This is a genomic window from Corynebacterium lehmanniae, from assembly GCF_043161975.1.
In the GTDB taxonomy this organism is placed as follows: Bacteria; Actinomycetota; Actinomycetes; order Mycobacteriales; family Mycobacteriaceae; genus Corynebacterium; species Corynebacterium lehmanniae.
On record NZ_CP170998.1, the window covers coordinates 157,478 to 182,183 of the forward strand.

Genomic DNA, 24,706 nt, shown 5'->3' on the forward strand with positions numbered 1-24,706 from the left:
ACCTCACGGGGCCATCGAACGTTGGTATCGCCAACAAGGCCCTCAGTGGGGTTGGCGGACGAGTCTTCGTGCCTGACGATGCTGTTGGTCAGCAGGACGTGATTATTTTCCCGAAGACTGACGAATCTGTACCGTCTACCTCGGGCCAAGTACCGCCGACGCAGCCGACCTCTCCGACTACCTCGACAAAGCCGTCCGGTAGCACTGAGGAGACCACGACGACCACTGAGGAGTCGACGTCTCCCGCTCCGGAGGTTCCGCAGGAAGAGGTCCGGATCCGCACGCAGGCCTCCTTTGAGAAGGACAAGGTGGTTCAGCACGCAGTCGGCAAAGTGTCGGACGAAGGCTGGGATGAAGTTACGATTGAAAATCTTCCCCCGGGCTGGTACAAACTCCACACCTATCAATGGGGGACTCGCGCCCTCGAGGGTAAACCGGACGAGGAACTGGGCGGCAATCATACAGTCGAGTTTATTGTTCGAAATGACCTCGAAATCGAGGCGAAGGACGATCACGAGGGTGAGGACTTCGAAAAGTCTTGGGAGAATCCAGACGGTACGGTTTCAGGGTCCGTCGTAATGAAACTCGACGATAGCGACGAAATCGTAAACCTCGACGACGGCAATAAGATCGGAGAATTTGGCTACATTAGCCAGCGCTTGGAGCGTCGCGACATCGACGAAGATAACGAGCCGACGGGCCGTACCGACGAGAATTACGCAATACACGACGGTAAAAACTTCGAGTCACAGAGACTGTACCCGTACCACGGTTTCGTTCCGCCGACCATGGGTACCTCCGCTTCGTTTGTCGACGGCAAGTTCGACAACAAGCGTGTCGACTACGTAGAAATCCCCGAGGGCGAGGAAGCCCCCGCAGTTGTCTACGACAAGGTCTACTTCACCAACCTGGCGCCTGGCATCACGTACTCCGTAACTGGCCAGCTGATGAGCAAGTCCACCGGTGAACCACTGGGCGGAGAGGCGTCGAGCGCCGAATTCACCGTCGACAAACTGCGCGATAAGAAGGCCGATGACACTGGCGGCTACTCCGGTTGGATCTCGGTTGCAGTGCCGCGTGAGAAAGCTCTGGAGCCTGGTGAGGAAGCAGTTGTCTTCGAGACGCTGCACGCTTTTGCGGAGAAGAAGGACGGCAAACTCGTTTCTGCAGACTCCAAGATGGAGATCGCCAAGCACCACGACTTGGACGATGAGGCGCAGACTGTCGCTGTTGATAAGGAAGTCCCGCGGTTTGCACCGAAGGTTCGCACGAGCGCTTCTCTGGAGAATGATCTCTTCGACGGCGAGCGTGTCGCGAAGGCTTCTTCTGCAACGACTGTCTACGACAAGGTGTACCTTGAAGACCTCGTCCCGGGTGTTGAGTACACGCTGAAAGGACAGTTGGTCAGCCGCTCCTACCCGTACACGCCGTACGGAGACGAAGTGTCCATGACTGTGACACCGGACGAGACTTGGGCTGAAGGCTCATTCCCCGATTCGGTTTCCGGCTCCGTCGTCATGGAGATCCCCGTATCCGACCAGATCGAGGACGGCGACGCTGTCGTATTCGAGCGTCTCTACTTCAACGACCTCGGTACTGAGAAGCTTGTGGCTGATCACGCGGACCCGAACGACGCCGCACAGATCATCACCATCGATAAGTCCTTCAAGCCGGTTCCGTCGAACCCGAAGGGCAAGATCGCTACTAAGGTTTCGGTCAACGACGTGGAGGCGTCGAAGGACGCTCCGGTGACCGTTAAGGCGGAGGATGTCGCCGATGGTCTGGACTTCAAGGACACCATCACCTACACCGACCTGGTTGCTGGTATGAAGTACCGGTTTGAGGGTCAGTTGCAGCTGGTTGATGGCGAGAAGGTGACCCCGGTTGGCGGTGTCGTAAGTAAGGACATTGTTGCTGCCGAAAACGGCTCTGGCACGGCTGACGTCGATTTCAAAAATGTTGAAGGGCTGAAGCCGGGCGCGACCTATGTCGTTTACGAGAAGGCAATCCCACTTGACAACGAGGGCAACCCGACCACCGATGATGCCGGCAAGCCCAACGATTCGTCGGAGGATAAGCGCACGGTAATCGAGCACGAGGACCCGAGCGACAAGGCACAGACCTTCGTGGTTGAAAACCCGGAGCCGTCGATCAAGACTCAGGCTGAGTTTAAGGATGGCGCTACCGAGATCAAAGCAGGCACGGTAGTTGTCGATACTGTGACCTACACCAACTTGGTCGCGGGTAAGACCTACACGCTGAACGCAAAGCTCGTCGATAAGCAGGACGAAAACAATGTCCTGGGTACCGGTGCTGTGACCTTTACTGCCGAAGGTAACGACGGCGACTTCGTTAACGGCAAAGTCAACGTTGATATCACTGTCGGTAAGGGCGTGGAACTAAAGGATGAGAACCCGGTTCTGGCTGCGGTTGCGTTTGAGTACCTGACTTCTACGGAGGTTGACGCAAACGGCAAGGACAACCCGCAGGGTGCTGAAACGGAAGAGGACTCGTCCGACGATAACCAGATCGCTAAGCACGACGACATCAACGATGAGGCGCAGACTGTTCGCACCGTGTTTGAGCCGAGCATCAAGACCAATGCGAAGTTCCAGGATGGCTCGACTGAGGTTGTTGCTGGTAACACGGTGATCGACACTGTTGATTACGAGGGTCTGGTTCCGGGCAAGAAGTACACCTTGTCTGCGAAGTTGATGGAGCGTCGTGGTGAGGCTGGCTCGTACGAGGCTGGCCGCGTACTGGGTGAGGGCACGGCGACCTTCACTCCGGAGACCACCGACGGTTCCGTCGAGGTCGAAATCAAGGTCAACGACGATGTGACCGAACCGGTTCCGGCTGCGGTTGCGTTCGAGTACTTGACTTCTGAGGAAGTCAACGCTGCCGGCGAAGAGACCGACGGTGAAACGGTCAACGACATCGCTAAGCACGACGACATCACCGATGAGGCGCAGACGGTCCGAACCGTGTTTGAGCCGAGCATCAAGACCAATGCGAAGTTCCAGGATGGCTCGACGGAGGTTGCCGCTGGCAACACCGTGATCGACACCGTTGATTACGAGGGTCTGGTTCCGGGCAAGGAATACACCTTGTCTGCGAAGTTGATGGAGCGTCGTGGTGAGGCTGGCTCGTACGAGGCTGGCCGCGTACTGGGTGAGGGCACGGCGACCTTCCCTGCGTCTGAGACTGGTGCGGGTTCTGTTGAGGTCACCATTAAGGTGAGCGACGATGTGACCGAACCGGTTCCGGCTGCGGTTGCGTTTGAGGAGTTGACCTCCACCGAGGTTGATAAGACCGGTCAGGACAATCCGCAGGGTGGTAACACCCCGGATGACTACTCGGATGACAACAAGATCGCCGAGCACAAGGACATCAACGACGGCAACCAGACCGTCGAGGGCCCAGTTGACACTCCGACACCGACGACGCAAGCTCCGTCGTCCCAGGAGACTTCGCCTGCTGTCCCGTTGGTGCCGACGACTGTGACTACCACTGTCAAGCAGGGCTATACGCCGAATCCGAAGATTGAAACTCGTGCGGAGTTCAAGGACGGTGTGAACGTTGTTCAAAACGGCACCACCGTTGAGGACACTGTGCGCTATTACAGTCTTGTTGCCGGTAAGACCTACACGCTGGATGCGAAGCTCGTCGACAAGCAGGATGAGAACAAGGTCCTGGGTACCGGCGCGGTGACCTTCGTGGTCCCGGGCGACGAGGGCGAGCTGGTCAACGGCAACGTCAAGGTCGAGATTGCTGTGACCAACGCCCCGAACCCGGTTCAGGCAGCGGTTGCGTTCGAGCGTCTGACTTCCAAGGAAGTCAACGCTGCAGGCGAAGAGACCGACGGCGAGAAGACCAATGACATTGCCAAGCACGAGGACATCAACGATGAGGCGCAGACGGTCCGCAGCGTCTTTGAGCCGAGCATTGCTACCAATGCGAAGTTCCAGGATGGCTCCACTGAGGTTGCTGCCGGCAACACCGTGATCGACACCGTCGATTACAAGGGCCTGGTTCCGGGCAAGGAGTACACCCTGTCCGCGCAGCTGATCAATAAGGCTGACGGCAAGACCGTTGTGGGCACAGGCACCAAGACCTTCACTCCGAAGACAACCGACGGTTCCGTCGAGGTCGAGATCACGGTCAACGATGATGTGACTGAGCCGGTTGACGCCGCTGTTGCGTTTGAGGAGTTGACCTCCACGGTCGTCGACAAGACCGGTCAGGACAATCCGCAGGGTGGCGACACTCCGGAGACGTCCGACGACAACAAGATCGCTGAGCACAAGGACATCAACGACGCCAACCAGACTGTTGGTGTTCCGCACATCTCCACGAATGCGAACTTCGCGGAGGGTTCCGCTGAGGTGACCAACGGTGCTGTGGTTGTGGATACTGTCTCCTATGCCGGTCTTGTGCCGGGCAAGGAGTACACGCTGACCGCGCAGCTGATTGATAAGGCTGATGGCACCACTGTTCTGGGCACTGGCACTAAGACCTTCACCCCGACGGAGCCGAATGACTCTGTTGATGTGGAGATCACCGTCGACAACGCTCCGGATGACCGCACGGTCACTGCTGCTGTGGCGTTCGAGGAGCTGACCTCCAAGGTCGTGGACCGTGGTGGCAACGAGAATCCGAAGGGTGGCAACACCCCGGATGACTACTCGGATGACAACAAGATCGCTGAGCACAAGGAGATCAACGATCAGGATCAGACGGTCCGTAATCCGAAGATCTCCACGAACGCGAACTTCGCTAACGGTGCGCAGGAAGTCAAGAACGGCGTCGCTGTTGTTGACACCGTCACCTACGAAGGCCTCGTGCCGGGCAAGGTGTACACCCTGACCGCTGACCTTATTAATAAGGCAGACGGCGAGACTGTCCTCGGTTCTGGCAACAAGACGTTCATTCCGACTGAGCCGAACGGTTCTGAGGATGTGACCATTGTTGTCAGCAACGCGCCGGAGGGTGAGACTGTCACTGCTGCTGTTGCCTTCGAGAAGTTGACCTCCACGCAGGTTGACCGCGCTGGCAAGGAGAACCCGAAGGGCGGGGAGACCCGCACTACGGACGACGACAACAAGATCGCCGAGCACACGGACCTCAACGACGAGGCGCAGACCGTGCGCAGCCCGCGTATCGCTACCAACGCGAACTTCGCGGATGGTGCGAAGCAGGTTGAAAACGGCACGGTCGTTGTGGACACAGTTGATTACTCCGGTCTGGTGAAGGGCAAGACCTACACCCTGACCGCTGAGCTGAAGGAGCGTCTCGGCGAGGCAGCTCCGTACGGTGTGGGCCGCACGATCGGTACTGGCACTGAGACGTTCCAGGCTCCGGCTGAGAACGGTTCGGTTGATGTGCGTATCACCGTCGATGGTCTTGAAGATGGCGAGCAGGTTGCTGCTGCCGTTGCCTTCGAGGAGTTGACCTCGACTGAGGTTGATCGTGGCGGCGACGACGCCCCGAACGAGGGTGGCAACAAGATCGCTGAGCACAAGGACATCAACGACGGCAACCAGACCGTCGAGGGTCCTGTGAACACGACCACCCCGGCAACGACGGCGGAGACCACCACGGTCACCGAGACCACGACCACGGGTGGCGCATCCTCGACGAAGACCGCGGGCGTAAGCGAGGAGACCTCGACGACGTCTGAGACGACGTCGACCACGGAGCCGACTCCGGCCACCGAGACCACCACCACGGAGACGACGTCCGAGGCGACGCCGACGACGGTGGCGTCTACTACGGTGACGGTTCCGGCTGAGCCGACGACTGGTGAGTCGACCACGACCACGGAGCCGGCTCCGACCACCGAGGTAACCACCACCGAGGCGACGCCGACGACGATGGCGTCTACTACGGTGACGGTTCCGGTTGAACCGACGACTGGTGAGTCGACCACGACCACGGAGCCGGCTCCGACCACCGAGGTAACTACCTCCGAGGCAACGCCGACCACCGAGGCGACGACGACTGACGCGACGACTGCGGTGACGACGACGTCGGTGGCGGAGCCGTCGACAAGCGAAACTGCTCCGAGCAGCACCCCGGTGGTGCCACTGGTGCCGTCGAACCCTGAGGGCAAGATCGACACCAAGGTGACGGTGAACGGCAAGACCATCGTCGATGGCAAGCCGGTGACCGTGACCGAGCAGGACGTGACCAACGGCCTGAGGGTGACGGACGAGATCACCTACTCCGGCCTGGTCGCGGGCGCGAAGTACCGCTTCGAGGGTCAGCTGCAGCACGTTGAGTTCAACGAGGCCGGCGAGGTTGTGAAGGTCACCCCGGTGACCGAGGTGAAGTTCACCGACGTTCTTGCCGCTGAGAACGGCGCGGGTACGGCTACCGTCGACTTCGGTACGCTGACCGAGCTGACCGCGGGTGAGACGTACGTGGTGTACGAGCAGGCCATCCCGCTCGACGAGAACGACCAGCCGACGACGAACCCTGACGGCACGCCGAAGGATCCGTCGAAGGACAACCGCAAGGTCGTCGAGCACAAGGATCCGAAGGATAAGGCGCAGACGTTCGTGGTCGAGAAGACCCCGACCACTTCGCCGACTGCGCCGGTGGCGCCGAGCACCACGCCGGACAACTGCGTGCCGGCGACCACGGTGAGCACGGTGCCGGGTACGACGGTTCCGGAGACCACCGTTCCGGGCACCACTGGTCCGGGAACCACCGCCCCGGGCAGCACTGTTCCGGGTACCACGGTTGAGGAGTCCACGACTGAGGTGACCACCGTTCCGGAGACCTGCGCTTCCACCACTGAGGAGAAGCCAACCCCGGCGACCTCCGAGGAGCCCACGACGACGGTTCCGGCTCAGCCGACCACGTCTGAGCAGACGACCGAGCCGACGAAGGTGACCACCTCCGAGCAGCCGACGAAGCCGACCACTCCGGTGGTTCCGTCGAACACGACCACCCCGGTTGTGCCGCCGGTTGTCTGGTTCCCGAACCCGCAGATCGGTACGACTGCTGACTTCGCCAACGGTGCGACGGAGGTTGTCTCCGGCACCGTGGTCAACGACACGGTCAAGTACCAGGGCCTGGTCCCGGGCAAGACCTACACGCTGACCGCTGAGCTGGTGAGCAAGGACGTCTACAACGAGCTGGTGAACCGCGACGCCTACGGCGACGCCATCATCGGCACGGGCACCAAGACCTTCACCGCGTCGGAGACCGGCAACGGCTCCGTGGTTGTGGAGATCCCGGTTGTAGACGGCATCGACACCCCGGTCCGCGCGGCTGTCGCCTTCGAGACGCTGACCTCCACCGAGGTCGACCGCGAGGGCAACGACAACCCGCAGGGCGGCGAGACGCCGAACGACGTCTCCGATGACAACCCGATCGCTGAGCACAAGAACATCAACGATCAGAACCAGACGGTTCGCAGCTCGAACGTCCCGGAGACCTCCGAGCCGTTCATCGGCACGAACGCGAACTTCGCTGACGGTGCCAAGCAGGTTGTGGCTGGCGCCACCGTGGTGGACACCGTCCGCTACACCGGCCTGGTTCCGGGCAAGACCTACACCCTGACCGCCGACCTCGTTGCCAAGGGCAGCGGTGCCATCATCGGCCAGGGCGAGAAGCAGTTCGTTGCATCCGAGGCTGGCTACGGTTCTGTCAACGTCGACATCACCGTCGCCTCCTGGGTGACCAACCCGGTCTACGCTGCAGTCGCCTTTGAGCGCCTGACCTCCACGGAGGTCGACGCTCAGGGCAACGATCAACCGGCAGGCAACCGCGTGCCGCAGCAGATCGCCGAGCACCGCGACATCAACGATGCCGCGCAGACGGTGATCACCCCAGGTATCAGCGAAGGCCGTGACGTCCCGGGCGAGCCGGGTGTGTCCACCAACGCTGACTTCTCCAAGGGTGCTGAAGTTGTCAACGGCGCAGTGGTGCGCGATGTGGTCAAGTACTGGGGCCTGGTCCCGGGCGCGACCTACACCGCTACCGCGCAGCTGATGGAACGCCTCGGCGAGTCCGCTCCGTACACCGAGGGCCGCGTGCTGGGTACCCAGTCCGTGACCTTCACCCCGGAGGCTGCCTACGGCGAGATTGTGGTGGAGATTCCGGTGACCAACGCTGAGGGTGCCGTCCCGGCAGCCGTGGCGTTCGAGACCCTGACCTCCACCGAGGTTGACCGCAACGGCGACGAGAACCCGAAGGGTGGCAACACCCCGGACGATGTCACCGACGACAACCAGATCGCCGAGCACAAGGACATCAACGACGGCTACCAGACGGTGAAGACCAGCGAGGGCAACACCCCGCCGGCGGAGGAGACCACCCCGGCAACGACCACACCGTCGACGACCACCCCGGGCGCACCGGCTGAGGAGACCACCCCGGCTTCCTCCACCCCGGCGCCGTCCACGACTCCGGGTGAGGAGGGCAGCTCGGCTGACTTCGACAAGAAGAAGCTGTGGTGGCTGCTGCTCATCCCGGGCCTGGGCATGATCCCGGCAGTGCTCGGTGGCGGCAACGGCTCGTCCAAGCCGGCGCCGAAGCCGACCCCGGCACCGCAGGAGAGCAAGCCTGCTCCGGCACCGTCCAACCAGCCGGCGCCATCGCCGGTGGGCAAGCCGGTCCCGGCTGACAGCCCGCGTGGCGAGATCAAGCAGATCCCGTCCGGCGGCACCGTCCTCGAGAAGGACATGCCGGCCTACATCTAGGCGCTGACGGCGCCGCCCACACCAGGGCGGTGCCAGGCATAGCCCGCAGGGCATAACCGAAAAGGCCCCGCACACCCGAATGGGCGTGCGGGGCCTTTGGTCGTCGAAAAGCTTAAATGTGCCAGTCGCGCAGGATGCGGCCCACGTGGCCGGTGGCCTTCACGTTGTACTGGGCCGTCTCGATGGTGCCCTTGCCGGCGTCGTCCACAGATACCAGGAAGGTGGAGCGGATGACGCCCTGGACCACCTTGCCGTAGTTCTTTTTCTCGCCGAACGCGCCGTAGGCCTCCAGGGTCTCCTTCGACGGGTCGGACAGCAGCTCGACGGTGAGGTCGTGGTCCGCGCGGAACTTCGCAAGCGCCTCGGGCTTGTCCGGGCTGATGCCGAGGACCTTCACGCCGGCGTCATCGAACTGGCTGAAGTTCTCGGTGAAATCGCACGCCTCGGTGGTGCAGCCCGGGGTGTTGGCCTTGGGGTAGAAGTACACGATCACGCGGGAGCCAGCGAAGTCCTTTAAGGAGACGGTCTCGCCACGGTCGTTGGACAGTGCAAACTCGGGGGCGGTGTCGCCGGTATCTAGGCGGATGGAGTCAGTCATACCACCCCGTTTTACACTAAGCTGATACCTCGGCGGCGGAAACGCCGAACGACAAAACTTTTAACAATCTGAGGAGCAATTTCCCATGGCACGTGACATCCACGACATCGAACGCGACCTCGAGCGCACCCGCAACCAGCTCGCCAGCACCCTCGACGAGCTCGCGGACCGAACCAACCCGAAGACCCTGGCCGGCAACGCCAAGTCCGAGGCCGCCAACTGGCTGCAGGACGAGACGGTGCAGAAGGTCATCGGCGGCGTCGTTGCCGGTATCGCAGTCCTGATCAGCATCAAGGCCTACAACGGCCGCAAGCGCAAGAGCGAGCTCAAGGAACTGCAGAAGCTCCTGGCCAACCGCTAATCGACGCACCAAAGGTAACCCCCGCACATGTCCACCTCCATCTCTGGCAGCACCCCCGAACCGGGCCGCGGAAAGCACCGGCTCGAAGATAAGCAGGACGACAGGCTCGACGGCCTGAGCGACGACGAGGAGACGCAGCAGCGCCGCAATTGGTGGCCGATCGTGGCCATCATCGCAATCGCGCTGGTGCTGCTGCAGCTCGCGATCTTCGCGTTCCGCAACAACGACGACGAGCCCGCTGACACCGACGCCGCCAGTGAGGCGCCGGTGGGGGAGAGTGTGGCGCCGTCGGCAGGCGAGGCCCCTGAGGGCGCGACGGAGCAGGAGCCGGGCGAGGAGACCCCTGTGCCGACGGAGGGCGGCTACGTCGACCCTGAGGGCGAGCAGGAGGTGCAGTACGAGGCTGCGCCGGGCCAGTTCGACGGCATCGAGGGGATGGCCTTGAGTGTCGGCGGGGAAATCGCCGCGGTGGATCCGGTGCAGCTGACGGAAGCTGGCGCGCTGATCCCGCCGTCGGACGTCTCGCGCCTGGGCTGGTACTCCGCCTCGGCCGTGCCGGGGGCAGAGGGTGCCGTCGGGTCCTCGGTGATCACCGGCCACATCAACTACCAGGGCCAGGGCACCGGGTACGCCGCCCGCTTCGCCAACATGGCGGTGGGCCAGGAATTCGACGTGCTCATCGACGGCACGCCGCGCACCTTCCGCGTCACCCAGGCGCCGTACCGGCTGCCGAAGGGCTCCGACTTCCCGCCGGAGGTCAACGACGCCACCGGCCCGAACCGCCTGGTGCTGATCACCTGCGGTGGCCAGTTCGTCGGCGGGGCGCTGGGGTACGCCGACAACATCATCACCATCGCGGAGCCGGTCGCGCCGCCGGCACCGCCTGCGGCCTAGCCCGAGTTCTCATTCCTACCGCGCCGATGCGCTGCACAAAACGCAGTGTGTCGGCGCGGTTTTTGGGTTACGCTCAAACAGAACGAGAAAGGGCATACCAATGACGAATGAGCACGCGCAGACTACGCACGATCCGGAACTCGAACAGATGCGGCCCAGCAAGAAGCCGCTGTGGATCGCGGTGGCGCTGATTGCGGCGCTGGCGCTGGTGCTGACGTTCGCGGGGCCGTCGATACGCGCCGCGTTTTCGCCTGAGACCTCCACTTCCGCCGACGGGGAGGCGGGCTACAACGACGTGGACGTCCACTTCCTCGGGATGATGGTGCCGCACCACGAGCAGGCCATCGACATGTCGGACGTCCTACTGGCCTCGGACGTGGACGACGCTCAAGTCCGCGACCTTGCGCAGCGCATCAAGGACGGCCAGGAGCGCGAGAACGAGCAGATGCGCGTCTGGGCCGACGAGTGGGGCATCCAGGACGACATGGAGCACCACTCCAAACACATCGCCAACGGCATGTTCCACACGGAGCAGCTCGCAGAGTTCGAATCAAAAACCGGCGACGAGCTTCGCACTGCGTTTTTGGAGATGATGCACTTCCATCACGCCCACGTCATCGACATGACGCAGGACGAGATCGACCGGGGCGGCTACGGCCCGCTGCGCGAGATGGCGCAGCAGATGGTCGACGTCCAAACCGCCGAGATGGGCGAGATGGAGGAGATGCTCGGCTACACGCCGAACGAGAGCTAGACCAGTTCCGCGCCGGCGTCGATCATCTCCTGGAGGGCGTCGGCGCCGCGCTTGTCGTCGACAGGCGAGCACATTGCCCGCAGCACGCTGACCTTGAAGCCTTCCTTCAGCGCGTCGAGGACGGTTGCGCGCACGCAGTGGTCGGTGGCGATGCCGCAAACATCCAGGTGGGAAACGCCCTGCGCGCGCAGCCAGTCCGCCAGCAACTCGTCGTCGGCGTTGACGCCCTCGAAGCCGGAGTAGGCGGCGGTGTAGTGGCCCTTTTTGAAGAACTGGTCGATCAGTTCGGTGTTCACCGGGCCGCGGATCTGCGCGCCGTAGGAGTCGGCCCGGCAGTGCGGCGGCCACGAATCCACGAAGTCGGGCGCGTCCGAGAAGTGCGCGCCCGGGTCGATGTGCCAGTCCTGGGTGGCAACAATGCAGTCGTAGTCGTGGGTGCGGCTGTCCGCGGTAGAGATCAGTTCGGCGATTTTGGACGCCACCTCGTCGCCGCGGGCGGTGGCCAGCGCGCCGCCGGGGCAGAAGTCGTTCTGCACGTCCACGATCACTAATGCTGTCTTCATGGGCTTAAGCCTACTCTCAGGGGGCGGGCAGCGGGCGCAATGGGCAAATACAGAACAAAACGAGGCCAGCAGGTAGAATTCCTGCTGGCCTCGCCGCGCATTGTGCGCCATCAGGGAATCGAACCCCGAACCCACTGATTAAGAGTCAGTTGCTCTGCCAATTGAGCTAATGGCGCGTATTTTGTTTTCTCCGTTGCTCTCGGCAACGAAAAGAAACTGTAGCACCCACTCTGCTCAGCGTGAAATCGGCTGGTCAGGGGCGAGAAATCGTCGATAGGCAATGTGCGTAAACACACCTATGAGAATAGTGGACTTTGGCTGGTGAGGGGATAGAGTATGGGGGATTGATAAACAGTAGTTGTGTGAGGGGTTTGCCGTGGTCCGTCGAGTGGTGAGCGTATGTGCGCTGGTGGCTGCAGCAGCGACGCTGGCGTCGTGCACCATCGGGGACGCAGGCAAGCTGGAGCCGGCCGCGCACACCTCCGACGCCTCCCTGGTGGAAAAAACCACCGAAAAGGCCTCGCCGCGCCCGCCGAAGGTCAACGTGGCAAACGGGGAGACCGGTGTCGCGCCGCTGGACCCGATCACGGTGACCGCCGCCGCGGGGCTGTCCTCGGTGACCATGACCAACGAGGCCGGCAAGGAGATCGAGGGCGAGTTCGACGGCGACAAGTCCGAGTGGTCCGTCGCCGAGCCGCTCGGCTACGGCCGCACCTACACGGTTGAGGCGCGCGACAAGGAGGGCCAGAAGGTGGTCTCCTCGTTTACCACGCTGACCCCGGACGCGACGGTGAACGCCTACGTCGGCCCCTTGGACGGTGCGACCGTCGGCGTGGCGCAGGCCGTGACCATCCGCTTCGACAGCCCCGTCCAGGACACGAAGGCGATGGAGGAGCACATCGATGTGGAGACCTCCAACGACACCGAAGGCGCGTTTTTCTGGCTGGACCCGTACGAGGTGCGCTGGCGCCCGAAGGAGTACTGGGAGCCCGGCACTGAAGTCAGCGTGAAGGTGGACATCTACGGCCAGAAGCTGAGCAAGGGCGTCTACGGCGGCGAGGACAGCGAGACGAACTTCACCATCGGCGACAACGTGGAGGCCGTGGTGGACAACGCCGACAAGATGATGCGCGTCTACTCGGGAGGCGAGCTGGTCAAGGAGTTCCCGATCTCCCTGGGCACCGACAACGTCCACGACACCCCGAACGGTGTGTATGTGGTCGGCGACGAGCACGAGAAGCTGACCATGGACTCGCGCACCTACGGTCTCGCGCTGGACGCCGGCGGCTACGTCACGCCGGTGGACTACGCCACGCAGCTGTCCTACTCCGGCATCTACGTGCACTCCGCCCCGTGGGCGCTTGGCGCGCTGGGTAGCTACAACCAGTCCCACGGCTGCATCAACGCCTCATACGACAACGCGCAGTGGTTCCAGAACTTTGTCAAGCGCGGCGACCCGGTGGTGGTGAAAAACACCGCCGGTGGCACGCTCACGCCTTACGACGGCCTGGGGTACTGGAACCTCGATTGGGAGCAGCGCTCCGGCGGTTCCGGTGAGCCGCTGTACGAGTAGGGGTGTGCTGGTTTTGGAATGTGGCAAATATTTGCCACATTGCTAAAACGGCATACCCGTGGCCGAACGGGAGGGGCCAGCCGGGGACAAACCAGGCGCCAACAACTAAGGCCTGGCCCGCGAATTTCTGCGGGCCAGGCCTTGAACTTTGGGGTGGCTGACGGGACTCGAACCCGCGACACCCAGGATCACAACCTGGTGCTCTACCAGCTGAACTACAGCCACCATCGCTGTTTTTGCAGCGGGATCTACCTTAGCCCCTCACCGTGTTTTCACAAAAACGGCTGGTAGGCGTCGGTTGCGCTTGCGGAAGCCTCCACGGCGGCCTCCGTGTCGGGCCCGGGGGAGGGCACGAACACGGAGCGTCGATAGTAATCAAGCTCGCGGATGGACTCCACAATGTCCGCCAGCGCGCGGTGCGCCATGCCCTTTTGCGGCTGGTTGAAGTACGCCTTGGGGAACCAGCGGCGGGAGAGCTCCTTGACCGTGGAGACGTCGATCATGCGGTAGTGCAGTGCCGCATCGAGGCGCGGCATCTGCGCTCTGATAAACGTGCGGTCGGTGGCGATCGAGTTGCCCGCAAGGGGAGCGGGATGCGCAGGATCGCAATGCTTCTCGACGAGCCCGAGCACCGCATCCTCCGCCTCCGCCAGACTGACCTGGGACGCCTTGATGTCATCGAGCAGTCCGTTGTCGGAGTGCATCTGCGTGACAAAGTCGTCCATCTCGGCGAGCTCGGCGTCGGTGGCGTGCACGACCAGGTCCACGCCCTCGTCGATAATGTTCAGCTCCGCGTCCGTGACCAGGGCGGCGACCTCCACGATGACGTGGCGGGAAGGGTCCAGGCCCGTCATCTCCAGGTCGACCCAGACGATGCGGTTGTCCTTGGCAGCGATGTCCATCTATTCCTCTCCCATCTGTGCGTAGAACTTGCCCATGATCGGCGGCAGCCACCCGCGCGGGGCGTAGTTGGACACCACGTCCATGGCCTTCGAAAGCGGGCCGGGCACGATGCGGCGGCGGTTCTTGCGCATCGCGTTGATGGTGTCGGCGGCGCAGGACTCGTAGGTGGTCCACAGGAAATCCGGCACGACCTTGTCCACGATGGACTGCTCTTCCTCCGGGATGTACGCCTCGCGCACCGGGCCCGGGGCAAGCAGGGTCACGTGCACGCCCGAGTCCTTGAGCTCGTAGTGCAGCGCCTCGGTGAACTGGTTCACGCCTGCTTTGGTGAACACGTAGGTGGCGTTGTTCGGGATCGGCAGGTTGCCGGCCGCGGAGCCGACGTTGCACAGCGCGCCCTCGCCGCGCGGCACCATCTGGTCCAGCACCGCCTTGGTGATGCGGAACACCGCCGTGGCATTCAGGTTGAACTGGTTCGTCTCGTACTCCCAGTCCTGGGCCATGAACGGCCCGAAGCTGGCGATGCCCGCCGAGTTCACGCAGATCGAAACCGTGCGGTCGTTGATGTGCTTCACCAGCGCGTCCACATCGCGCGCCTTGGACAGGTCTGCCGCGAAGATTTCGACGTCGATGCCGTGGGCGAGCGAGAGCTCGTCGCCAAGCTTTTGTAGGACTTCTTGGCGCCTTGCGACGAGGATGAGGTTGTGGCCCTCAGCGGCGAGCTGGCGCGCGATGGCCTCGCCGATGCCTTGGCTCGCGCCGGTGATCAGCGCGAACGCGCCGGGTGCAGGTGCGGGAAAACTCATGGGGACGAATCTACCCGCCCGCGATCTCACGCAGCGCCGCCGTGTGGTTTTCAAAGGCCTGCGCGCCCGTTGCGGTGAGCGTGACCCACACCGTGTCCTTCGCGCGAGTGGAGCCGTACTCGCGGAAACGCGTGACGTAGCCGTGCTCCTCCAGCGTGGCCAGCTGCTTCGACAGGGCCGAATCTGACAGGTCAGTTTTCTCTCTCAGCGAGCTGAAGCGCATCTCGTGCCGGGACGTTTGCTTCTCGACGGCTCCCGCGCTGTACAGCGCCGCACAAATCTTCAGCCGCGCCAGGGGATGTATGACGGGGTCGATGGCCGGGGCGTTCATCGGTTCCTGCTTTCGTGGATCATGACGGCCGTGAATATGACCGCCGTGATTACGCCGGCGATGACCCCGCCGACCACACTGCCCTCGGGGACGAACCAGATCAGCGGCATCATGAACGCGGGGGCGAGAGCGGCGGCCCAGTTCGTCTTGGGGTCTTCCTGGATCGGCTGCTTCATGCTGGGGCGCACGTTGCGGTTGTTGTCCCAGATCGCGAGCGCGATGCAGGCGACGCCGATGAGCAGGAACAGCACCCACCAGTACTTCCAGCCGATGATCGTGCCGGCGATCGTGACGCCGAAACTGGTGCCGAGGATGGCGTAGGCCCACGCCGGGGTGTGTTTGCGCTGCGATTCGTGCTCGATCCCGTCGATTTGCTCGAGGGCGGCGCGGGCTTCTTCCTTGGAGATTTGCGTTTGCGGCGGCTTGTTGCTTTCCATGTCTGCAAGTGTGTCACTTTCCGGAGTGGAAAGCAAGAGATTTGGGTGGTGGAGGTGTGCGCGTTTGGTGGCCTCGGTGAAAACCTGAACTCAGGGGGCGTTTGACGGGGCGGTGACGTGAAAAACGGGCGGCCGAAGCCGCCCGAGTTCAGGTTTTGTACGACGCGTTAGATTTCGTGCATCTCCTGGTCCTTGGTCTCAGGTGCGGTGAGGATGGCCACCAGCGAGATCGCGGTGACGACTACCAGGTAGTAGCCCACCGCCTTCGGGCCGTAGTTGGAGCTCAGCGCCGTGGCGATGAACGGGGCGATCGCAGCACCGAGGATGGAGGATACGTTGTAGGCGATGCCCGAGCCGGTGTAGCGCACGTTGGAGGGGAACAGCTCCGGCAGGATTGCGGACATCGGGCCGAAGATGAAGCCCATCAGGATCATGCCGATGAACAGGAAGATGCCCAGGGAGACCATCGTGAACGTCTCCGGGTTGAGCAGCCACTTGAAGCACAGGCCGTAGACGATGATGGCCACGGACGTCAGACCCAGCGTCGGGCGTCGTCCGTACGTGTCGGCCAGGTGCGCCGCGACCGGGATGCCCAGCATGAACCCGAAGATGCACACCAGCTGCAGCTTCAAAAACGTCGGGTATGCGATGCCCAGGCCCACGCCCTCCTCGGCGGAGCCGATGCCGTAGGAGAGGAACCAGGTGGTCACGATGTAGAACAGCGTGTAGCAGCCGACCATGATGAACGTGCCCTGGATCAGCGGCTTCCACGCGGTCTTGAACACCTCGGCCAGCGGGGAGGCGGCCTTCTGGTCGTTCTGCTCCACCTGCTGGAACACCGGGGTTTCCTCAACCTGTAGGCGCACCCACAGCCCGATGATGACCATCACGATGGACAGCAGGAACGGCACGCGCCAGCCCCAGGCCATGAACGCGCCTTCGAAGTCGCCGGACGTGTGGCCCAGGACCGTCACCAGGATCAGGAACAGGCCGTTGGCCAGCAGGAACCCGAATGGCGCGCCGAGTTGGGGCCACATGCCGGCCCATGCGCGGCGTCCCTTAGCAGCTGTTTCAGTGGACAGCAGGGCCGCACCGGACCACTCGCCGCCGAGGCCCAGGCCCTGGCAGAAGCGCATCAGGGCAAGCAGCGCCGGCGCCCAGATGCCGGCCTGTGCGTAGGTGGGCAACAGGCCGATGACGAAGGTGGCGATGCCCATGGTCAGCAGCGCGCCCACCAGGGTGGCCTTGCGGCCGATTTTGTCGCCGAAGTGGCCGAACAGCACCGAGCCGAGCGGGCGGGCGATGAACGCCAGGCCGAAGGTGGCGAACGAGGACAGCAGCGCAACCGTGCTGGACTCCGACTTGGGGAAGAACAGGAACGGAAACACCGCCACGGCGGCGGTGGCGTACGCGTAGAAGTCGTAGAACTCGATCGTCGTGCCGATGGTGGAGGCGAGTCGGACGCGGCGGCGCTCCTCCGGGGTGGTCTCCCTAATCTGCGCGGCGGGTGCCGCCGGTTGGGGAGTGGGGTGGTGTTCGACGCTGGTTGTCATCGCCCGTCCTTTCATTCCACTGTGTGGGAACTGAATATCAGTGTGCGGACGAATGTACCACATGGTGGGACGGCTATTCCAAAACGGTGCGGCGCTCTGGGCGGGTTGTGCACGAATCGACAATTCCGCCAATTTTCGGTTTGCAAACCCCCAGGTCAGGATTTGGCGCGGACGATTCGTACAAAAACCGGCCGCCGCTACAAACGCGGGGCCGGTTTTCGCTGGACGTGCCTAGTCGCGGCCGTCCGCTTCAAAGTCGTTGTCCTCGCCGGTCTCCTGCACGGACGTGTCGGCGTCCGGGTCGGACAGGTTCTCAATGCTGTCTTCGTTGACCGGGGAGTTCTTCGGGTCAGTCATGGTTTAGGGCCTCCTTGGGGTAGGGGAAATCTGCCCCACCGACTGTATGCACAAACCCGCACATCACGCCGAAAACTCCTCTGTCCAGGCAAAAAGCGTCCAAACGGGCCACTTGGAAATGGCGCCATTGTGCCGAACCCGTCGAAGTAGCCGATGTGCATTCTTCCCTTAAAATGCACGAAAGCTCGCGCTTTCGCACGAGCCTCGGAAGTGGAGCACCGCAATGCGTCCGAAGCTCACAGTAGCGTGCGTCATGGCTGTTGTGCGACCTCAGCGGGGAAAGCTGGGCTACGATGCAACTCGAGCACACCGTCACGGAATCTGTCTCGGAACCGTTGTGAACACAAACGTTTGAGTAGGGACTTCGTAATGCCCCAGCGAGAAAAATGGCACAGAGTCGAGGAGGCCAAGCTCATAGCAGGGGTCTGTGCTGGAGTAGCCGAAACATACGGAACCTCCGCCGACACGGTCAGGACCATTTACGTGATTGCCTGTCTCTGCGGGCTACCCATGGTTTTCGTCTACTTATTGCAGTGGGCTATCTACCCACGATATTGAGTGCCCATTCGTCGGTCGCACTCTAGGTGAATCTGCGCGGTTTGTTGGTCATTCTGCCTAGTGGTAACCGTTAGCTTCCGCCGGGATGTTTGGCCCTAGTGCGTCGCCCTGCTCGGTAAAGTGCCTGCTCAAGGTGGCAATTTGCGCCCCCAGCAGTGCCTGAGGTCACGACATATTTGACGGGGTGTGCCTGCGGAAGGCGTTGTGATCCTTGACAGGTGAGTCGCGTCATTGTTGACACTTAGGGTTACCTCAGCCGTGTCGGTGACGCTTGACTGGTGAGTCGGGACATGTTTGACGCTATGAACAGTCCCAACCGCAACCTCGCCATCGTCAGAGCCGTCAGAGACCAAGGCGGCACACCCACCAGCGTCGCCAAGCGCTTTGGCATCTCACGCCAACGTGTCCACCAGATCCTCAACGCCTACGACGCAGGCGGCGCCGAGGCAATCGCACCGAAATCGCGTGCCCCTCACACCCACCCGCACGCCATCCCGGAAGCACTAAGCAACGACATCATCAGCATCCGCAAGCAACTCACCCGGCACGGACTCGACGCAGGACCCGAAACCATCGCCTACCACCTCGAACAGGCCGGCAAACGTGCCCCGTCAACTTCAACGATCCGCCGCATCCTCACCAAAGAAGGCTTGATCACCCCGCAGCCGCAAAAGAAGCCAAAAAGCTCCTACATCCGCTTCGAAGCCGCAATGCCCAACGAATGCTGGCAAGCCGACATCACCCACCTCTTCCTCGCCGACAACACACGAGTCGAAGTCCTCGACTTCCTCGACGACCACTCGCGATACTTGCTGTCAATCACCGCGGCCGCCGCATTTACAGGCCCCGCCGTCGCCGCCGAACTCACCCGCCTGATCGGCGCGTACGGCCCACCAGCATCCACGCTGACGGACAACGGTTTGGTGTTCACCGCCCGCCTAGCCGGGCGCAAAGGTGGAAGAAACGCGTTTGAAAAAGTGCTCGTCGCACACAAAATCCAACAGAAAAACGGCCGGCCCGGCCACCCCCAAACCCAAGGAAAAATTGAGCGGTTCCACCAAACCCTCAAAAAATGGATCAAGGCCCGACCCACAGCACAAACAGTTGCTGAGCTGCAACAACTCCTCAATGAGTTTCGCCAATACTACAACTGCACCCGGCCCCACCGCGCCCTGGGCAGACGCACCCCGCAGCAGGCATACACCACCGGAGTCAAAGCCACACCCAACGACAACCCCAAAGAAGAATGGCGAACCCGAAACGACACAGTCGACAAAAACGGCAAAGTCACCGTGCGCTACGCCGGCAAACTCTTCCACCTCGGCATCGGACGCGCCTACAAACACAAGAAAATTCTCATGGTCATCACCGACAACCACGTCATCACATCACTAGCCGAAACCGGAGAAGTCATCACCGAGCACTACATCGACACCGCCCGCGACTACCAAAAGGCCTACTGGAAACACGGTGACCCACCACTTCGCCCCAAATGAACAAAACCGGCACCCCAGAATAAAAACAACTGGGATGCCGGTCCGTCCAGCATGTCGCGACTCAGGCGTCAAGCATGACGCGACTCATGACATTTGCGCCCCCAGCAGGATTCGAACCCGCGACCAGCCGGGTAGAAACCGGATGCTCTAATCCACTGAGCTATGGGGGCAATACCGGCTGATTGTAGTTATGGCTCAGCCAGGCGCGAAAGTAGGGTATGCGGCATGAATGCACCTGCACGCACCCGCACCGTCGCCCCCGCTTGGCCGCTGTATTTGGCCGCGTTCGCCATCGCGGCTGTTGTCGCCGGCGCGGTGGGGGAGGCGTTCTCGGGCGGCTCGCTCGCGGAACTGGGCATCCCGGATCCGGGCGCGGCCACCACGGTCGGGCTGCCGGCGCTGCGTGGCGTCGCGTGGCTGCTCATGGCGCTGGCCACGGGCTCGTTTTTGCTCTCTGCCTTCCTCATCCCGCCGAAGCAGACCCAAGAAGACCTCAACGGCGCCCGCCTGACCGTCGACGGCCACCTCGCCTCGCGGACCGGCGCCCACGCCAGCGCGGGCATCGCGCTGATCGGGCTCGCCATGATCCCGCTGGTGCTTTCGGACGTCTCCGGCCAGCCGCTCAAAACCGTCCTGTTCGAGGCAGCCGCATGGTCGCAGGCGCTGGACCAGGTGGCGGACGCGCGCGTGTGGCTCATCGTCGCCGTCTTCGCCGCCGTCGTCGCGGCGTTTGCCTACACCGCGACCAGCTGGTGGTCCCAGGTCTGGCTGTTCGTCGGCGCGATCGTGGTGGTCATGCCGATCGCGCTGACGGGCCACTCGGCCACCGGCGGCGCGCACGACTTCGGCACCAACTCGCTGATCTGGCACCTGGTAGCCATGCTGCTCTGGGTCGGCGGGCTGATGGCGCTTGTCGCACATGCTTTACGACGAGGCCCCGGCCTCACCGCCGCCACCCAGCGTTACTCCCGCATCGCGCTGTTTTCCATCCTGGCCATGGCTATCTCCGGTGTGGTCAACGCGCTGGTGCGGGTGCGCCTGGAGGACCTGACGCAGTACAGCTACGGCTGGGTGCTGATCATCAAGACTGTCGGCATTGTCGTCCTCGGCATGATCGGCTACGTGCACCGCGAGCGGACCATCCCACAGCTCGACACCCAGCCCAGGGCGTTCACCCGACTTGCCGCGGGCGAGGTGCTCATCATGGCGGCGATTGCTGGCCTGGCCGTCACGCTCGGGCGCACCCCGCCCCCGCCGCCGCTGGACCCGAATCTGACACGCATGCAGATCCAGATGGGCTACAACCTCACCGAGCCGTTGACCTGGACGAACTGGCTGACTACCTGGCGCCCGGAGCTGCTGTTCAGCGTCATTGCGATCCTGCTGGCGGCGTACTACCTCCACCTTGTCCGCCGGGTGGATGGCTGGCCGGTCGCGCGCACGCTGTGGTGGCTGGCCGGTTGCGCGATGGTCATCGTCACGCTGAGCTCCGGCATGGGCATGCACATGCCCGCCTCCTACTCCGCGCACATGACGGTGCACATGATCCTGTCCATGGGCGTGCCGGTGTTCCTGGTGCTCGGTGCGCCGCTGACGCTCGTGCGCGAGGCGTACCCGGCCGGCGAGTTCAATCCGCGCCTGTGGGCGGAAAGCTTCCAGAGCTCGAAGTTCCTGCGCGCGGTGACGTTCTCGCCGGTGTCCACCATCCAGTTTTTGGTGGTGTTCTACGCCATGTACGTGATCCAGCCGTTCTACGAGCTCATGATCTCCGAGCACGCCGGCCACGTCATCATGAACGCCGCGTTCCTTATCTCCGGCTACCTCTACTTCTGGGAGCTCATCGGCCCCGACGAGATCGAGGGCCGCCCCACCGCGAAGGTGCGCCTGTTGTGGCTGTGGGTGTCCATGCCGTTCCACCTGTTCATGGGCGTGTACCTCATGCAGCTCGGTTCCGTGATGGGCGAGGAGTTCTACCGCTCGCTGGAGCTGCCGTGGAACCCGGACCTGCTCGCCGTGCAGAAGGACGGCGGCGGCATCGCGTGGGCGTCCGGCTCTTTCCCGCTGGTGATCGTCTTCGGCGAGCTGTTCCTCCGTTGGTGGCGCGAGGATAAGGCGGAAACGGCCGAGTCGGACCGTCGCGCGGAGGAGACCGACGACGAGGAATGGCGCCGCTACAACGAGATGCTTTCGCAAATTCATGGCCGCTAGCTGCGGATTGTGAATTTCTCAGGTTAAGTTATCCACAATTTGGCCGACCCCTTTTTCTGCCTTGCGTTTCGTGCGACTCTGCTCGCGCAGGGGGCAATTGCTTATCGACGAGCTCCCCGCCCCCGCAACCGCACACCATCCGCACGCATGCAGAAAGGGGCCTTGAAATGGCCAACATCGACTACACGCTGCTCGGCAACCTGATCGCCGAGCCGTACTTCAAAACCTTCAACTCGGGCAACGCAGTGCTGCGCTTCCGCGTGGCCACCTCGGACGTGAAGAAAGAAAAGAACGACAACGGCGACGACGTCTGGCAGGACTACAACCAGTTCTACGTCGACGTCGAGTGCTGGGGCCAGCTCGCGGTCAACGCTGGCGCGTCGCTGCGCAAGGGCTTCCCGGTGATTGTGATCGGCAAGCTGGTCCACGAGTACTGGGAGGGCAAGGACGACAAGGGCGAGGTGGCCCTGCGCTCCAAGACCACGCTCAAGGCGCGCCACGTCGCGTTCGACCTCGCGCGCTACCAGGTCAACTCGGTGCGCACGTCCGCTTCCGGTAACACGCTCGAAGGCCACGAGATGCCCAAGCCGATGGACGCCAAGGCGCTGAACCGGAAGCTCAACGGCGAGGACGCCGACGACACTGAGCCCAAGGGCGGCTGGGGCAGCTTCGCGGACACACCGGAGGTGGAGGAGCGCCGCGTCAGCGCCGAAGACGTCGACGGGGTCACCCGCACCGACGCCGACACCGACACCGACACAGACAGAGCAGGGGAGGAGCTCGCCGCCACCGGCGGCGCGCCCTTCTAGTTTTCGCAGCCTTCGCCCCGCCGCTTCCAGCGCGCCTTGGAAGCGGTGGGGCGCGCGTGTGCGTCATGTACCCTAAGTGCGGTATTTACCTCCGCACTAACAAAGGGGATTCGTAGTGGCTGAGTTCATCTACACGATGAAAAATGTCCGCCGAGCCATCGGCGAGAAGGTCATCCTGGACAACGTCACCATGGCGTTTTACCCGGGCGCCAAGATCGGCGTCGTGGGCCCGAACGGCGCCGGTAAGTCGTCGCTGCTGAAGATCATGGCCGGCATCGACCAGCCGAACAACGGCGAGGCGTTCCTCCAGCCGGGCGCGTCCGTGGGCATCCTGCTGCAGGAGCCGCCGCTGAACGAGGAAAAGACCGTGCGCGGCAACGTCGAGGAGGGCCTCGGCGTACTGTTTGAGAAGAAGCAGCGCTTCGAGGAAATCGCCGAGGAGATGGCGACGAACTACTCCGACGAGCTCATGGAAGAAATGGGCAAGCTGCAGGAAGAGCTCGACGCGGCCGACGCGTGGGAGATCGACTCCAAGATCGAGCAGGCCATGGAGGCACTGCGCTGCCCGCCTTCCGACGCACCGGTGACCAACCTGTCCGGTGGCGAGCGCCGTCGAGTAGCACTTGCGAAACTGCTGCTGAGCGAACCGGACCTTTTGCTCCTCGACGAGCCGACCAACCACCTCGACGCCGAATCCGTCCTGTGGCTGGAGAAGCACCTGCAGACCTACCCGGGTGCCGTGCTGGCGATTACCCACGACCGCTACTTCCTGGACAACGTCGCCGAGTGGATCTGCGAGGTCGACCGCGGCAAGCTCTACCCCTACGAGGGCAACTACTCCACCTACCTGGAGAAGAAGGCCGAGCGTCTCGAAGTCGCCGGCAAGAAGGACCAGAAGCTGCAGAAGCGCCTGAAGAAGGAGCTGGACTGGGTCCGCTCGTCGCCGAAGGCCCGCCAGGCCAAGAACAAGGCCCGTCTGGAGCGCTACGAGGAGATGGCGGCAGAGGCCGAGCAGTACCGAAAGCTCGACTTCGAAGAAATCCAGATCCCCACCCCGCCGCGCCTGGGCAACAAGGTCGTCGAGGTGGAGGACCTGAACAAGGGCTTCGACGGCCGCGTGCTGATCAAGGACCTGTCGTTCACCCTGCCGCGCAACGGCATCGTCGGCGTGATCGGCCCCAACGGTGTGGGTAAGTCCACCCTGTTCAAGACCATCGTGGGCCTGGAGGAGGCCGATTCCGGCTCCGTGGAGGTCGGCGACACCGTCAAGATCTCGTACGTGGACCAGAACCGCGAGAACATCGACCCGGAGCAGACCGTCTGGGAGGTCGTCTCCGACGGCCTGGACTACATCCACGTCGGCCAAAACGAGATGCCGTCGCGCGCCTACCTGTCCGCCTTCGGCTTCAAGGGCCCGGACCAGCAGAAGCCGTCCAAGGTGCTCTCCGGCGGCGAGCGCAACCGCCTGAATCTGGCGCTGACGCTGAAGCAGGGCGGCAACCTGATCCTGCTGGACGAGCCGACCAACGACCTGGACGTCGAGACGCTCGGCTCGCTGGAAAACGCGCTGCAGGCCTTCCCGGGCTGCGCCGTTGTGATCTCGCACGACCGCTGGTTTTTGGACCGCACCTGCACCCACATCCTCGCCTGGGAAGGCAACGTGGAAGAAGGCAAGTGGTTCTGGTTCGAAGGCAACTTCGGCGACTACGAGGCCAACAAGGTCGAGCGCCTCGGCGAAGAGGCCGCGAAGCCGTCGCGCGTCACCCACCGCAAGCTCACCCGCTAGGAGCACAC

At 62.8% G+C, this 24,706-nt stretch carries 18 protein-coding genes and 3 tRNA genes; 10 read left to right on the forward strand and 11 right to left on the reverse strand.

The window, feature by feature from the left end:
- The first annotated feature begins 578 nt into the window (after window positions 1-578).
- The gene (locus ACF3NP_RS00790) at window positions 579-8,711 is read left to right on the forward strand and encodes a VaFE repeat-containing surface-anchored protein (protein ID WP_392399119.1); all 8,133 of its coding nucleotides are present in this window, start codon (window positions 579-581) and stop codon (window positions 8,709-8,711) included.
- A 112-nt stretch (window positions 8,712-8,823) separates the two neighbouring features.
- Here ACF3NP_RS00790 and bcp read toward each other — a convergent pair whose 3' ends face one another.
- Window positions 8,824-9,309, reverse strand: a complete 486-nt coding sequence (gene bcp, locus ACF3NP_RS00795) for a thioredoxin-dependent thiol peroxidase (RefSeq protein WP_392398816.1) — start codon at window positions 9,307-9,309, stop codon at window positions 8,824-8,826.
- Window positions 9,310-9,394: 85 nt separating this feature from the next.
- On the opposite strand from bcp, the gene ACF3NP_RS00800 reads away from it, so the two are divergent.
- The 3 genes from ACF3NP_RS00800 to ACF3NP_RS00810 all read left to right on the forward strand — a co-directional run bounded on the left by ACF3NP_RS00800 (window position 9,395) and on the right by ACF3NP_RS00810 (window position 11,318).
- Entirely contained in the window at window positions 9,395-9,670 is a 276-nt protein-coding gene (locus ACF3NP_RS00800; RefSeq protein ID WP_181888980.1) for a DUF3618 domain-containing protein, read from the forward strand.
- Window positions 9,671-9,697: 27 nt separating this feature from the next.
- A complete protein-coding gene (locus tag ACF3NP_RS00805; RefSeq protein ID WP_392398817.1) occupies window positions 9,698-10,564 on the forward strand; it encodes a class F sortase in 867 nt (288 codons plus the stop codon).
- Window positions 10,565-10,664: 100 nt separating this feature from the next.
- Window positions 10,665-11,318 carry a DUF305 domain-containing protein gene (locus ACF3NP_RS00810; RefSeq protein WP_392398818.1) on the forward strand — a complete coding sequence of 218 codons (654 nt, stop codon included), beginning with the start codon at window positions 10,665-10,667 and terminating at the stop codon, window positions 11,316-11,318.
- Here ACF3NP_RS00810 and ACF3NP_RS00815 read toward each other — a convergent pair.
- Together ACF3NP_RS00815 and ACF3NP_RS00820 are read right to left on the reverse strand one after the other, a co-directional pair.
- Window positions 11,315-11,881: an isochorismatase family protein gene (locus ACF3NP_RS00815; protein WP_392398819.1), complete on the reverse strand. Its 567-nt coding sequence runs from the start codon at window positions 11,879-11,881 to the stop codon at window positions 11,315-11,317. The two genes, ACF3NP_RS00810 and ACF3NP_RS00815, sit on opposite strands and share 4 nt — an antisense overlap.
- A gap of 103 nt (window positions 11,882-11,984) precedes the next feature.
- Window positions 11,985-12,057, reverse strand: a tRNA-Lys gene (locus ACF3NP_RS00820).
- Between the two features lie 233 nt (window positions 12,058-12,290).
- On the opposite strand from ACF3NP_RS00820, the gene ACF3NP_RS00825 reads away from it, so the two are divergent.
- Window positions 12,291-13,454 carry a L,D-transpeptidase gene (locus ACF3NP_RS00825; protein ID WP_392398820.1) on the forward strand — a complete coding sequence of 388 codons (1,164 nt, stop codon included), beginning with the start codon at window positions 12,291-12,293 and terminating at the stop codon, window positions 13,452-13,454.
- Between the two features lie 149 nt (window positions 13,455-13,603).
- Here the strand turns inward: ACF3NP_RS00825 and ACF3NP_RS00830 are convergent.
- The 7 genes from ACF3NP_RS00830 to ACF3NP_RS00860 all read right to left on the reverse strand — a co-directional run bounded on the left by ACF3NP_RS00830 (window position 13,604) and on the right by ACF3NP_RS00860 (window position 17,841).
- Window positions 13,604-13,679: transfer RNA gene (locus ACF3NP_RS00830), tRNA-His, on the reverse strand.
- A 47-nt stretch (window positions 13,680-13,726) separates the two neighbouring features.
- Window positions 13,727-14,356: an oligoribonuclease gene (gene orn / locus ACF3NP_RS00835; RefSeq protein WP_392398821.1), complete on the reverse strand. Its 630-nt coding sequence runs from the start codon at window positions 14,354-14,356 to the stop codon at window positions 13,727-13,729.
- A complete protein-coding gene (gene cmrA / locus ACF3NP_RS00840; protein WP_392398822.1) occupies window positions 14,357-15,163 on the reverse strand; it encodes a mycolate reductase in 807 nt (268 codons plus the stop codon).
- A 10-nt stretch (window positions 15,164-15,173) separates the two neighbouring features.
- Window positions 15,174-15,494, reverse strand: coding sequence for a transcriptional regulator (locus tag ACF3NP_RS00845; protein ID WP_392398823.1), 321 nt, complete (start codon window positions 15,492-15,494; stop codon window positions 15,174-15,176).
- Window positions 15,491-15,931: a hypothetical protein gene (locus ACF3NP_RS00850; protein WP_392398824.1), complete on the reverse strand. Its 441-nt coding sequence runs from the start codon at window positions 15,929-15,931 to the stop codon at window positions 15,491-15,493. Before ACF3NP_RS00850 ends, ACF3NP_RS00845 begins: the two co-directional genes overlap by 4 nt.
- 167 nt (window positions 15,932-16,098) lie before the next feature.
- Window positions 16,099-17,484: an MFS transporter gene (locus ACF3NP_RS00855; RefSeq protein ID WP_269952800.1), complete on the reverse strand. Its 1,386-nt coding sequence runs from the start codon at window positions 17,482-17,484 to the stop codon at window positions 16,099-16,101.
- Between the two features lie 231 nt (window positions 17,485-17,715).
- Entirely contained in the window at window positions 17,716-17,841 is a 126-nt protein-coding gene (locus ACF3NP_RS00860) for a hypothetical protein (protein ID WP_267465814.1), read from the reverse strand.
- A 369-nt stretch (window positions 17,842-18,210) separates the two neighbouring features.
- Here ACF3NP_RS00860 and ACF3NP_RS00865 point away from each other — a divergent pair, with 369 nt between their 5' ends.
- Together ACF3NP_RS00865 and ACF3NP_RS00870 are read left to right on the forward strand one after the other, a co-directional pair.
- Window positions 18,211-18,399, forward strand: a complete 189-nt coding sequence (locus ACF3NP_RS00865; protein ID WP_392398825.1) for a PspC domain-containing protein — start codon at window positions 18,211-18,213, stop codon at window positions 18,397-18,399.
- Between the two features lie 302 nt (window positions 18,400-18,701).
- On the forward strand, window positions 18,702-19,895 hold the full coding sequence (locus ACF3NP_RS00870; RefSeq protein WP_392398516.1) for an IS481 family transposase: 1,194 nt from the start codon (window positions 18,702-18,704) through the stop codon (window positions 19,893-19,895).
- A gap of 96 nt (window positions 19,896-19,991) precedes the next feature.
- Here the strand turns inward: ACF3NP_RS00870 and ACF3NP_RS00875 are convergent.
- Window positions 19,992-20,065 (reverse strand) — tRNA-Arg (locus ACF3NP_RS00875).
- 55 nt (window positions 20,066-20,120) lie between these two features.
- On the opposite strand from ACF3NP_RS00875, the gene ACF3NP_RS00880 reads away from it, so the two are divergent.
- From ACF3NP_RS00880 to ettA, 3 genes are all read left to right on the forward strand, one after another.
- The gene (locus ACF3NP_RS00880; RefSeq protein WP_392398826.1) at window positions 20,121-22,103 is read left to right on the forward strand and encodes a cytochrome c oxidase assembly protein; all 1,983 of its coding nucleotides are present in this window, start codon (window positions 20,121-20,123) and stop codon (window positions 22,101-22,103) included.
- A gap of 167 nt (window positions 22,104-22,270) precedes the next feature.
- Entirely contained in the window at window positions 22,271-22,912 is a 642-nt protein-coding gene (locus ACF3NP_RS00885) for a single-stranded DNA-binding protein (RefSeq protein ID WP_301614723.1), read from the forward strand.
- Window positions 22,913-23,027: 115 nt separating this feature from the next.
- Window positions 23,028-24,698: an energy-dependent translational throttle protein EttA gene (gene ettA, locus ACF3NP_RS00890; RefSeq protein WP_392398827.1), complete on the forward strand. Its 1,671-nt coding sequence runs from the start codon at window positions 23,028-23,030 to the stop codon at window positions 24,696-24,698.
- The last annotated feature ends 8 nt before the right edge of the window (window positions 24,699-24,706 follow it).

Coding starts and splice junctions, on each gene's coding strand:
- ACF3NP_RS00790 (WP_392399119.1), top strand. CDS start 579: ATGAAACTCGACGATAGCGACGAAATCGTAAACCTCGACGACGGCAAT.
- ACF3NP_RS00810 (WP_392398818.1), top strand. CDS start 10,665: ATGACGAATGAGCACGCGCAGACTACGCACGATCCGGAACTCGAACAG.
- ACF3NP_RS00850 (WP_392398824.1), bottom strand. CDS start 15,931: ATGGAAAGCAACAAGCCGCCGCAAACGCAAATCTCCAAGGAAGAAGCC.
- cmrA (WP_392398822.1), bottom strand. CDS start 15,163: ATGAGTTTTCCCGCACCTGCACCCGGCGCGTTCGCGCTGATCACCGGC.
- ACF3NP_RS00885 (WP_301614723.1), top strand. CDS start 22,271: ATGGCCAACATCGACTACACGCTGCTCGGCAACCTGATCGCCGAGCCG.
- ACF3NP_RS00855 (WP_269952800.1), bottom strand. CDS start 17,484: ATGACAACCAGCGTCGAACACCACCCCACTCCCCAACCGGCGGCACCC.
- ACF3NP_RS00870 (WP_392398516.1), top strand. CDS start 18,702: ATGAACAGTCCCAACCGCAACCTCGCCATCGTCAGAGCCGTCAGAGAC.
- ACF3NP_RS00860 (WP_267465814.1), bottom strand. CDS start 17,841: ATGACTGACCCGAAGAACTCCCCGGTCAACGAAGACAGCATTGAGAAC.
- ACF3NP_RS00880 (WP_392398826.1), top strand. CDS start 20,121: ATGAATGCACCTGCACGCACCCGCACCGTCGCCCCCGCTTGGCCGCTG.
- ACF3NP_RS00845 (WP_392398823.1), bottom strand. CDS start 15,494: ATGAACGCCCCGGCCATCGACCCCGTCATACATCCCCTGGCGCGGCTG.
- orn (WP_392398821.1), bottom strand. CDS start 14,356: ATGGACATCGCTGCCAAGGACAACCGCATCGTCTGGGTCGACCTGGAG.
- ACF3NP_RS00805 (WP_392398817.1), top strand. CDS start 9,698: ATGTCCACCTCCATCTCTGGCAGCACCCCCGAACCGGGCCGCGGAAAG.
- bcp (WP_392398816.1), bottom strand. CDS start 9,309: ATGACTGACTCCATCCGCCTAGATACCGGCGACACCGCCCCCGAGTTT.
- ACF3NP_RS00865 (WP_392398825.1), top strand. CDS start 18,211: ATGCCCCAGCGAGAAAAATGGCACAGAGTCGAGGAGGCCAAGCTCATA.
- ACF3NP_RS00815 (WP_392398819.1), bottom strand. CDS start 11,881: ATGAAGACAGCATTAGTGATCGTGGACGTGCAGAACGACTTCTGCCCC.
- ACF3NP_RS00800 (WP_181888980.1), top strand. CDS start 9,395: ATGGCACGTGACATCCACGACATCGAACGCGACCTCGAGCGCACCCGC.